Raw genomic sequence first — 11,251 nt, 5'->3', positions numbered from 1 at the left:
GGGATCGGCTGATTGGAAAATCGGAAGGAACGGGTCGCCCGCGCGCACCGCGCGCAAGGCGTTGTCGTGCGTGGCCGGACGCCGTCAGGGATCGCAGCGGTCCGCCACCAGGGTTTCGAGCCGTCGTAGGCGACGGCTGGCCAGAGCGAACGACGTCAATGCCAAGCCGATCGCGCCGCTGACGAAGAACAAAAAGCCGATGCCGCGTCCGCGTCCGCTGCCGAACCAGCCGCCGACCGTCGCGTCGAGCGCACCGCCTTCGCGCAGCGCGGGCTCCAGTACCGCGTCGGCCAGCCAGCTTCCGATCAGCAGCACGACGCACATCACCAGCATGTTGCTCGCTGCAACCAGGGAGAAAATGCTGCCCTGACGCGACAGCGGCGCCTTGCGCATCCACAGCGCGTGCGAACACGCCACCGACGTGCTGCCGCAAAACAGGCACACGAACGCGGTCGCGCACCACCAGGCCGGTCCCGTCGCGTAGCCGGCGATCAGCACCGCCGCGCACTGCAGCGCGTCGCAGGCCAGGATCCAGTGCATCAGGTTCCGGCGAATCCAGGCGGTCGCGACCACGATCGAACCGAGCAGTCCGCCGACGATGCCGACCGACATCACCAGGCCGAGCACATCGCTGGAATGGGTCGACAGCACCATCGGCGTCAGCAACGTCGTCGCCAGCACCATCAGGCATTGCACCAGCGCGCCATACAGCAGCAGGGCGCGCATCAACGGTTGTTCGCGCAGATAGCCGAACGCGCCGCCGAAGCTGTTCATGGCGCCGCCGAGCAAGCCTGTTTTCGCCGCGATCGCGCCGCCGCGTACACGATCGCCGGCACGGGTCAGCGCTGCGAACATCAGCACCGCGCCGCCCAGCAACAGGCACAGTTGGGTCGCCATCACGCCCTGCAGCCCCAGGCGCGCCATCAAGAAGCCGGCGGCGGTGGGCGCGCCGACCTGAACCAGGGCGCGCGAAACACCGGTCAGGCCGCCGACCTGAGCGAAACGGTCCTTGGGCACGAAGCGGCTGATCGCGACGCGAATCGCCGGCCTGCGCAAAGCGCCCAGCGCCGATGCGGCCGCGGCATACAGGTACAAGGCGCCGATGCCCGCCCGGCCGTACACCAGCGCCGTCACGATCGCGAACGTGCCGGCGATGGCGCCCAGATCGCAGCACAACACCACCCAGCGCCGATCGTAACGGTCAGCGAACGCTCCCGCGAACGGCGTCGCCAGCATGCCCGCCAGCACCGCGAAGAGGATCGACAACGAATAGTCCTGGGCCGATCCCGTTTGAGAGAAGATCCACACGCCGACCGCGAAGCTGACCAACGTCGTGCCCAGGTCGAACGCGGTCTCGCTCAGCCACAGCAGCGCGAACGTCGAGCGCGCGCGCGGCGCCGCTTGCGGCGATGTCGCGCTCGTGGGTCCGCTCGTCGATGCCGGCGCTTGCTCGACGGTCGCCTCCTGCATACGTTCGCTCTCTCTGGTTCCCGCGAACGATGCGTCGCGGGTACTTCTGCGGCGAGATGTGGTCGCGTTGCTTCCAGGCGCGGCGCGCCCGACTGAATCCGGCTAACGCAACAGGCTTTGGTTCGGTGACTGCGTCCATAACATATATCGCAGTGTTGAAAGTTCTTTACGAACGCTGCAGCGAAGATTTGCAAACGGAGTACCCGATCAAACTCTGCGACATCGATTTGTTTCCGTTCAACTCGTTCGCGTGGCTTCGTCACATTCAGGCGCGAACGGAACGCGCACTCGGACAGAGAACGTCGACGTCGCTGCGCAAACTCCGCGAAATCCAGGCAATTCCTACACAGCGCGAATGCAATTGCCGCTGGCCGATGGGATGCAACATCCGGTCGCATCGCGCCGAGGCGATCTCAACGCATGCATGCGTTCGTTATCGACGATTAACGAATGCGCGTTCCGCATCGTGTTGCGCAACGCTTTCGATGCCGTGTTCCGCGCTGCGCGCACCGCGCGATGCATCGACCGGCTGAGGGGTGCACCGATCGCCGCGCGTGTCTGCCGCAAGTTTCGTAACCACGGCCTGCGACCTGGCGCGTTATGCATCGCAAGCCGTCTGGGCCGGACGGCAAATGCGCTGCTGCATCGTTCGCTTCGCGTACGGCAACGTATGCACGAAGCCGCACCAACGATTGCGCGCACCGATGGTTCCGAAATCGTCTCGATGGTCTTGCGCCGCCCCCACGAGGGCCGGAGGCGATCTCGGCGGCGGCGGATCTCGATCGCAGGCCGCGTTCAATTCGCCAGGATCGGCAAACTCCTGGCGGCCGCCGCAACGGACCCGCGCGCTCCACTGTGGCACTTATATATAGGTAAGCGCCCCGCTATTCCGGACGCGGCGCCCCGCCGGCATCGACGGCCGCTCCAAAACGCCGACGGCCCGCGCGAGCGCGGGCCGTCGTTGGGCAGGCTGGGCCGGCATCGCCGGCGCGGGCGGCGCTCAGCTGCGCAGCTTGAGCGCCCGGTTCACCGCCAGCGCAGCCATGGTGCAGATCGCGCCCGACAGCAGGTAGACCCCGACGAACGCCAGGCCGAATCGGGCGCACAGCCCCAGCGCGACCAGCGGCGCGAACGCAGCGCCGATCAGCCAGGCCAGGTCCGAGGTGAGCGCGGCGCCGGTGTAGCGGTACTTGGAGCCGAAGTTGGCGGTCACCGACCCGGCCGCCTGGCCGTAGGACAGGCCGAGCAGGACGAAGCCGATCAGGATGAAGGCATCCTGCCCGACCGCGCCGCCGCCGAGCAGGGTCGGCGCGAAACCGCTGAACATCGCGATCGCCGCGGCCAGTGCGGCCAGGGTGCGAGGCCGGCCGAAGCGGTCGGCGATCAGGCCCGAGACGACCACCGCGCCCGCGGCCAGGAAGGCGCCGACGATCTGCACCGCCAGGAACTGCGGCACGGACTGGTCCGAGTACAGCAGGATCCACGACAGCGGGAAGATGGTGACGATATGGAACAGCGCATAGCTGGCCAAGGCGGCGAAAGCGCCGATCACCACATGCCGGCCCTTGGCGCCGACCAGTTCGATCACCGGGGTCGGCTCCAGCTCGTGCTCGCCCAGCTCGCGCTCGTATTCGTGGGTCAGCACCAGGCGCAGGCGGGCGAACAGGGCCACCACGTTGATCGCGAACGCGGCGAAGAAGGGATAGCGCCAGCCCCAGTCGAAGAAGTCGGTCGGCGACAGGGCGCCGTAAAGATAGGCGAACAGGGCCGCGGAGATGATGAAGCCGACCGGGGCGCCGAGCTGGCCGAGCATGGCGTACCAGCCGCGCCGGTCCTTGGGCGCGTTCAGCGCCAGCAGCGACGGCAGGCCGTCCCAGGAACCACCCAGGGCCACGCCTTGGCCGAGCCGGAACAGCGCCAGCAGCACGATCGACAGGCTGCCGATCTTGGCGAACCCGGGCAGGAAGGCGATGCCGGCGGTGCAACTGCCGAGCAGGAACAAGGCCGCGGTCAATTTGGTGCTGCGATCCCAGCGGCGCTGGATCCACATGAACAGCACCGTGCCCAGCGGCCGCGAGACGAAGGCCAGGGCGAAGATCGCGAACGACCACAAGGTGGCCTCGAGCTTGCCGAGGAAGGGAAAGAACACCGAGGGGAAGACCAGGGCCGAAGCGATGCCGTAGACGAAGAAGTCGAAGTACTCCGAGGCCCGCCCGATCACCACCCCGACCGCGATCTCGCCGGGCTTGACCTCGCCCTGGGGCTCGGGGCCATGGACGGAAACGGTGCGGGACGACTCCGGGAGGGCATGGCTGGGCATAGGCATCATAGGCGGGCGCTCGGTACGGGTTGCGGTCCGTGGTCGGCGGCTGTGCCGGAACGGGCGGGTGGCTTGACCCGCCTCTCCGACGTTACTCCGGTCTGCGGACGACGCCAATACCGCATTCGGAGCGCCCTGTTCAGCGCCAGGCCGCGCCGTTGTTGGGTTTCGTGAAGACGGCGCGACGCCCCGGCCCTGGCCTGGGCCCGGCCGGGGCGATGTTGCAGCGCAGCGCATGGGACAAAACGTCCAATCGTCCCCACCGCCGCCGGCCTTTAGGATCGCGCCCATCGCCGCGGCCGTCGCGGCCCTCGCTCGTGCCTACGCGTCAGATCGATGAACGCCTTCAAGACTCTGCTCCGACCCCTGCTCACCGCCGGCGCGACGCTGGCGCTGGCCGGTTGCAACACCGTGGTGCTGAACCCGTCGGGCGACATCGCCCAGCAGCAAGGCAACCTGATCGTGATCTCGACCGTGCTGATGCTGCTGATCATCGTGCCGGTGATCGCGCTGACGCTGTTCTTCGCCTGGCGCTACCGCGCCTCGAACACCAAGGCGACGTACAAGCCCGATTGGGACCACTCCACCCAGCTCGAGCTGGTGATCTGGTCGGCGCCGCTGCTGATCATCATCATCCTCGGCGCGATCACCTGGGTCAGCACTCACACCCTGGACCCGTATCGCCCGCTCGACCGGATCAAGCCCGGCCAGCCGGTCGCCGCCGACGTCAAGCCGCTGGTGATCGAAGTGGTGGCGCTGGACTGGAAGTGGTTGTTCCTGTATCCGGAGCAGAACATCGCCACGATCAACGAAGTGGCCGCGCCGGTCGACCGGCCGATCCAGTTCAAGATCACCGCCTCGACGGTGATGAACTCCTTCTACGTCCCGGCCCTGGCCGGACAGATCTACGCGATGCCGGGCATGCAGACCCAGTTGCACGCGGTGATCAACAAGCCGGGCGATTACGAGGGTTTCTCCGCCAACTACAGCGGCGCCGGCTTCTCGCACATGCGCTTCCGCTTCCACGGCCTCGACCAGGCCGGCTTCGACGCCTGGGTGGCCAAGAACCGCGCCAGCGGCACCACCCTGGAACGCGCCGGCTATCTGGAACTGGAAAAGCCCAGCGAGAAGGAACCGGTGCGCCGCTACGGCGCGGTCGCGCCGGGCCTGTACCACGCGATCCTCAACCGCTGCGTCGACGCCAGCCGCATGTGCATGGACGAGATGATGGCGATCGACGCCGGCGGCGGCCTCGGCCTGAGCACCGACGCCCTCGCCCAGCGCCGCACCGGCGACCTGCGCGGCGGTCCCTACGTGGCCTCGGCCATGTGCCTGACCTCGCCGAGCGCCGCGACCCCGAACTGGGGCGTCGCCACCCTCGCGCCGTAAGGCGCGCAGCCACCGCATTCCTTAGTTAGCGCGCCCAAAGGCGTCAGGTCCGGCAGCGGACCTTCGGAGTCAAGATGTCAGAACAGCCCCATCCCGCCCACCTAATCTTTGGCCGGCTCACCTGGGAATCGATCCCGCTGCACGAGCCGATCCTGATCGCCACCTTCGCCATGGTCGTGCTCGGCGGCCTCGGCGTGGTCGCCCTGCTCACCCGCTACAAGCTCTGGGGCTACCTCTGGAAGGAGTGGTTCACCAGCATCGATCACAAGAAGATCGGCATCATGTACATCGTGCTGGGGCTGGTCATGCTCATGCGCGGTTTCGCCGACGCGATCATGATGCGCCTGCAGCAGGCGATGGCGTTCGGCGACAACGCCGGCTATCTGCCGCCGCACCACTACGACCAGATCTTCACCGCCCACGGCGTGATCATGATCTTCTTCGTGGCGATGCCGCTGGTCACCGGCTTCATGAACTACCTCGTGCCGCTGCAGATCGGCGCGCGCGACGTCGCCTTCCCGTTCCTCAACAACTTCAGCTTCTGGATGACCGCCTGCGGCGCCGCGCTGGTGATGGTCTCGCTGTTCGTCGGCGAGTTCGCCACCACCGGTTGGCTGGCGTATCCGCCGCTGTCGGGCATCGCCTACAGCCCGGGGGTCGGCGTCGACTACTACATATGGGCGCTGCAGATCGCGGGCGTGGGCACATTGCTATCGGGCGTCAACCTGATCGCGACCATCGTCAAGATGCGCGCCCCCGGCATGAGCATGATGAAGATGCCGGTCTTCACCTGGACCTCGCTGTGCACCAACGTGCTGATCGTGGCCGCGTTCCCGGTGCTCACCGCGGTGCTGTTGCTGCTGTCGCTGGACCGCTACGCGGGCACCAACTTCTTCACGAACGATCTGGGCGGCAACCCCATGATGTACGTGAACCTGATCTGGATCTGGGGCCACCCGGAGGTCTACATCCTGATCCTGCCCTGCTTCGGCATCTTCTCCGAGGTCGTCTCGACCTATAGCGGCAAGCGCCTGTTCGGCTACGCCTCGATGGTCTATGCGACGGTGGTGATCACCATCCTGTCCTACCTGGTGTGGCTGCACCACTTCTTCACCATGGGCTCGGGCGCCAGCGTCAACTCGTTCTTCGGCATCACCACGATGATCATCTCGATCCCGACGGGCGCGAAGATCTTCAACTGGCTGTTCACCATGTACCGCGGCCGCATCCGCTTCGAAGTGCCGATGCTGTGGACGATGGGCTTCATGGTCACCTTCGTCATCGGCGGCATGACCGGCGTGCTGCTGGCGGTGCCCCCGGCCGACTTCGTCCTGCACAACAGCCTGTTCCTGATCGCTCACTTCCACAACGTGATCATCGGCGGCGTGCTGTTCGGCCTGTTCGCCGGCATCAACTTCTGGTGGCCCAAGGCCTTCGGCTTCAAGCTCGATCCGTTCTGGGGCAAGTGCTCGTTCTGGTTCTGGCAGATCGGCTTCTTCTTCGCCTTCATGCCGCTGTACGTGCTCGGCCTGATGGGCGTGACCCGCCGCGTCAGCCATTTCGAGGACGCCTCGCTGCAGATCTGGTTCGTGATCGCCGCCTTCGGCGCGGTGCTGATCGCCCTGGGCATCCTCAGCTTCCTGATCCAGGTCGCGGTCTCGATCCGCAACCGCAAGGCGCTGCGCGACGAAACCGGCGACCCGTGGCAGGGCCGCACCCTGGAGTGGTCGACCTCCTCGCCGCCGCCGGACTACAACTTCGCCTTCACTCCGGTGGTGCACGACAACGACGCCTGGCACGACATGAAGCAGCGCGGCTACCAGCGTCCGACCTCGGGCTTCCTGTCGATCCACATGCCCAAGAACACCGGCGCGGGCGTGGTCATCGCCGGCCTGAGCACGCTGTGCGCGTTCGCCCTGATCTGGCAGATGTGGCTGGTTGCCGGCGTGTCCTTCGCCGCGATGCTGATCGCCGCCATCGTCCATACCTTCAACTACAAGCGCGACTACTACATCCCGGCGGAGCAAGTGACCGCCACGGAAAACCAGCGCACGCAACAACTGGCCGCCGCCCATGTCTGACGCCCACGCCATCGCCACCCACACCCCCGACGGGCGCCCGGTCTTCTTCGACCTCAAGGGCAAGCACCATCCGCAGAACGGCACCCTGCTCGGGTTCTGGCTCTACCTGATGAGCGACTGCCTGGTGTTCGCGGTGCTGTTCGCCGTCTACGGCGTGCTCGGCCGCAGCTACGCGGCCGGCCCGTCCGGCGCCGACTTGTTCGACCTGCAGTTGGTCGCGATCAACACCGCGATGCTGCTGCTGTCGTCGATCACCTACGGCTTCGCGATGATCGCGATGACCAGGCGCAAGCTGGCCGCGGTGCAAGGTTGGCTGGCGGTCACCGGCTTGTTCGGCCTGGCCTTCCTCGGCCTGGAGCTGTACGAGTTCGCCCACCTGATCCACGAGGGCGCCGGCCCGCAGCGCAGCGCGTTCCTGTCCTCGTTCTTCGCTCTGGTCGCGACCCACGGCCTGCACGTCACCTTCGGCGTGATCTGGCTGGTGGTGCTGATGGTCCAGCTGCGCAAGCACGGGCTGATTCCGGAGAACCGCCGCCGCCTGCTGTGCCTGTCGATGTTCTGGCACTTCCTCGACGTCGTCTGGATCGGCGTCTTCACCTTCGTCTATCTGATGGGAGCGCTGCCGTGAGCCACCCGGTCGCCAATCAACACCACGACAACGGCCACGACGGCCACGACGATCACGGCCATCATGCCGGCGACGACTACCACGGCACCGTCAAGGGCTACGTCGTCGGCTTCCTGCTCTCGGTGGTCCTGACCGCGATCCCGTTCTGGCTGGTCATGGGCAAGGTGATCCCGAGCTCGGGCACCACCGCCTTCGTGATCCTGGCCTTTGCGGTCGTGCAGATCGTCGTGCACATGGTCTACTTCCTGCACATGAACACGAAGTCGGAGGGCGGCTGGAACATGCTCGCCCTGATCTTCACCCTGGTGTTGGTGGTGATCATGCTGGCCGGTTCGTTGTGGGTCATGCACCACCTCAACGTCAACATGATGCCGATGCCGCACGACATGCGGGCCATGCCTTGAGGCCGGGAAACACCCCCGCGGAGTGAGGCGACAGTGGACTCCTCGCCGCAGGCTGGATGCGATGCCCGGGACTGCGTTCCGGGCATCGCGCTTTATGGGCCGGGTTCGGCCCGGGCTGTTAGGATGAGCGGCGACGCAGTCGCGGCTTTGTACCCGTTGTTCGCGAGGTGGTGCCCATGACGACGGCCCCGGCCCGGCGACCGCGCGGCGTTCTCGCGCTGGTCGCGCTGTACCTGTTGTTCGCGGCCCTGTTCGCGGGCCTGATCGCGCTCGGCAGTTGGCAGGTCCAGCGCCGCGCCTGGAAGCTCGACCTGATCCAGCGCGTGGAAGCGCGCGTGCATGCACCGCCCGGCGCACCGCCGGCGCGGACCGATTGGAGCACGGTGAGCGCGGCCCGCGACGAGTACCGTCACGTGCGCCTGAGCGGCCGCTATCTGCCGGGGCGCGACACCTACACCCAGGCCGTCACCGAACTCGGTCCTGGCTACTGGCTGCTCAGTCCGTTCCGGACCGAGGGTGGCGAGATCGTGCTGGTCAACCGCGGCTTCGTGCGCGAGCGCCGGCCGGCGGCGCCCTCGTCCGCCGGCGAAGTGACCGGCCTGTTGCGCCTCAGCGAGCCCGGCGGCGGCTTCTTGCGCAGGAACGCCCCGGCGCAGGAACGCTGGCATTCGCGCGACGTCGCCGCGATCGCCGCCGCCCGCGGCCTGGACGGCGCGGCGGTCGCGTCTTACTTCGTCGACGCCGACCGCACGCCCGGCGCCGATGCCGGCCCGGCGCAGGAGCCGGTCGGCGGGCTGACGGTGATAAAGTTTCCCAACAATCACCTGGTCTATGCGCTGACCTGGTTCGGACTGGCGCTGATGGTCGCCGGCGCGGCCTGGCGCGTGGCCCTGGAGCAACGCCGGCGGCGCCGCGCTGCGCCGCCGCCGACCGATGAGGTTCGTTGAGGCCCGACGATGCAGGACATTTCCCCACCCCGCGCGACCGACGCCCGGCCTGCATCGCCGCCCCCTTCCGCATCGGCCATCCCGCCTCCGCCGCTGCTGGCCACGGCCCTGCGCGCCAGCGCCGGAGTGCGCAACATGCACCAGCTGATCCAGCTGCGCTGGATCGCGGTGATCGGCCAGGTCGCGACCATCCTGTTCGTCCATTTCGGCTTCCGCATCCAGTTGCCGCTGGCGCCGATGGCGATCGTGCTGGCCTGCCTGGCTGCGTTCAATCTGGTCAGCGCGCTGCGCTGGCGACATCGCGAGAAGGTCACCAACGGCGCCCTGTTCCTGGCCCTGCTGGTCGACGTGATGACCCTGACCGCGCAGCTCTACCTCAGCGGCGGCGCGGCCAATCCGTTCGTGTTCCTGTACCTGCTACAGGTCGCACTGGCCGCGGTGCTGCTGCGCACCTGGGCCAGTTGCGCAATGGTGCTGGTGACCACCGCCTGCTTCGTCGCCCTGACCCGCTTCTCCGGCCCGGTGGTGATCCCGGCCGACCCGACCCGCGGCCTCGCCGACCCCTACGTGCAGGGCCTGCTGCTGTGCTTCGCCCTCAACGCCACCCTGCTGGTGGTGTTCATCACCCGCATCGGCCGGATCCTGCGCGCCCGCGACCAGCACCTGGCCGATCTGCGCCAGCGCGCCGCCGAGGAAGAGCACATCGTGCGCATGGGCCTGCTCGCCTCGGGCGCGGCCCACGAGCTGGGCACGCCGCTGGCGACGCTGTCGGTGATCCTCGGCGACTGGCGGCGGATGAAACCGTTCACCGAGCAGCCCGAACTGCTGCAGGAACTGGACGAGATGCAGACCCAGCTGCAGCGCTGCAAATCGATCGTCACCGGCATCCTGCTCTCGGCCGGCGAAGCGCGCGGCGACGCGCCGGTGGAAACCACCGTCGGCGAATTCCTCGACGACCTGGTCGCCGAGTGGCGCGCCACCCGGCCGGTGCGCGGCTTCGACTACGCCAACGAATTCGGCGCCGACGTCGCCATCGTCTCCGACTCCGGCCTCAAGCAGATGATCGGCAACATTCTCGACAACGCTCTGGAGGCCTCGCCCGACTGGGTCGGCCTGGAGGCTTGGCGCGACGAGGACCGGCTGGTGCTGCGGGTCAGCGACGCCGGCCCCGGCTTCGCCCCGGCCATGCTCAGCCAACTCGGCAAGCCGTATCAATCGAGCAAAGGCCGTCCGGGCCGCGGCATGGGCCTGTTCCTGTCCTTGAACGTCGCCCGACAACTCGGCGGCAGCATCGCCGCACGCAACCGCGAACCCAGCGGCGCGGTGGTCACCGTGAGCCTGCCCCTGTCCGCCCTGACCCTCAACGAGGCCGCCGCCGATGAGTGAGAACGCCGCTCTGCGCCGGCTGCTGATCGTCGAGGACGACGCCGCGTTCGCCCGCACTCTGAGCCGCTCGTTCGAACGCCGCGGCTACCTGGTGCACCACGCCGCCAACCTGGCCGAGGTCGGCGAACTGCTGCGCGAGCATTCGCCCGGCTACGCCGTGGTCGACCTCAAGTTGGCCGGCGGCGACTCCGGCCTGGCCTGCGTGCAGGCGTTGCACGCCCACGACCCGGACATGCTGATCGTGGTGCTCACCGGCTACGCCAGCATCGCCACCGCAGTCGAGGCGATCAAGCTCGGCGCCCTGCACTACCTCGCCAAGCCCTCCAACACCGACGACATCGAAGCCGCCTTCACCCGCGCCGAAGGCGACGCCACGGTCGAACTGACCGAACGCCAGACCTCGATCAAGACCCTGGAATGGGAACGCATCCACGAGGTGCTGGCGGAGACCGACTTCAACATCTCCGAAACCGCCCGGCGACTGGGCATGCACCGGCGCACGCTGGCGCGGAAGCTGGGCAAGCATCGGGTGAAGTGAAGCGTTCGCGCCGCCGGGCCGACTGCGGCCACGGCGCGCCCGCCGTGTTGCGTGCGCCGGATCGATCGTGCCCACCGGGCGGCAGGCG

Annotated in this window: 9 protein-coding genes; 7 read left to right on the top strand and 2 right to left on the bottom strand. The window is 67.6% G+C overall.

The window, feature by feature from the left end:
* Positions 1–84 precede the first annotated feature (84 nt).
* Together V2J18_RS11335 and V2J18_RS11330 are read right to left on the bottom strand one after the other, a co-directional pair.
* A complete protein-coding gene (locus V2J18_RS11335) occupies positions 85–1,470 on the bottom strand; it encodes an MFS transporter (RefSeq protein ID WP_336131824.1) in 1,386 nt (461 codons plus the stop codon).
* Positions 1,471–2,470: 1,000 nt separating this feature from the next.
* Complete coding sequence (locus tag V2J18_RS11330; RefSeq protein WP_336131823.1) at positions 2,471–3,799, bottom strand: MFS transporter; 1,329 nt, start codon at positions 3,797–3,799, stop codon at positions 2,471–2,473.
* Positions 3,800–4,126: 327 nt separating this feature from the next.
* Here V2J18_RS11330 and cyoA point away from each other — a divergent pair, with 327 nt between their 5' ends.
* The 7 genes from cyoA to V2J18_RS11295 all read left to right on the top strand — a co-directional run bounded on the left by cyoA (position 4,127) and on the right by V2J18_RS11295 (position 11,163).
* On the top strand, positions 4,127–5,179 hold the full coding sequence (cyoA, locus tag V2J18_RS11325; protein ID WP_064750207.1) for a ubiquinol oxidase subunit II: 1,053 nt from the start codon (positions 4,127–4,129) through the stop codon (positions 5,177–5,179).
* Between the two features lie 104 nt (positions 5,180–5,283).
* Positions 5,284–7,260, top strand: coding sequence for a cytochrome o ubiquinol oxidase subunit I (gene cyoB, locus V2J18_RS11320; protein WP_222423814.1), 1,977 nt, complete (start codon positions 5,284–5,286; stop codon positions 7,258–7,260).
* The gene (gene cyoC, locus V2J18_RS11315; RefSeq protein ID WP_064750205.1) at positions 7,253–7,888 is read left to right on the top strand and encodes a cytochrome o ubiquinol oxidase subunit III; all 636 of its coding nucleotides are present in this window, start codon (positions 7,253–7,255) and stop codon (positions 7,886–7,888) included. Before cyoB ends, cyoC begins: the two co-directional genes overlap by 8 nt.
* The gene (cyoD, locus tag V2J18_RS11310; RefSeq protein ID WP_336131822.1) at positions 7,885–8,292 is read left to right on the top strand and encodes a cytochrome o ubiquinol oxidase subunit IV; all 408 of its coding nucleotides are present in this window, start codon (positions 7,885–7,887) and stop codon (positions 8,290–8,292) included. The genes cyoC and cyoD overlap by 4 nt, the downstream gene beginning before the upstream one ends.
* Before the next feature lie 176 nt (positions 8,293–8,468).
* Positions 8,469–9,239, top strand: coding sequence for an SURF1 family protein (locus tag V2J18_RS11305; protein ID WP_336131821.1), 771 nt, complete (start codon positions 8,469–8,471; stop codon positions 9,237–9,239).
* A gap of 135 nt (positions 9,240–9,374) precedes the next feature.
* Positions 9,375–10,625 carry an ATP-binding protein gene (locus V2J18_RS11300; protein WP_261370250.1) on the top strand — a complete coding sequence of 417 codons (1,251 nt, stop codon included), beginning with the start codon at positions 9,375–9,377 and terminating at the stop codon, positions 10,623–10,625.
* Positions 10,618–11,163: a response regulator transcription factor gene (locus tag V2J18_RS11295; protein WP_064750202.1), complete on the top strand. Its 546-nt coding sequence runs from the start codon at positions 10,618–10,620 to the stop codon at positions 11,161–11,163. The genes V2J18_RS11300 and V2J18_RS11295 overlap by 8 nt, the downstream gene beginning before the upstream one ends.
* The last annotated feature ends 88 nt before the right edge of the window (positions 11,164–11,251 follow it).

It is taken from the genome of Lysobacter firmicutimachus (genome assembly GCF_037027445.1).
GTDB classification, from domain to species: Bacteria; Pseudomonadota; Gammaproteobacteria; order Xanthomonadales; family Xanthomonadaceae; genus Lysobacter; species Lysobacter firmicutimachus.
The sequence above is the reverse complement of the archived record's forward strand: the minus strand, read 5'-3'. Positions and strand labels throughout refer to the sequence as shown.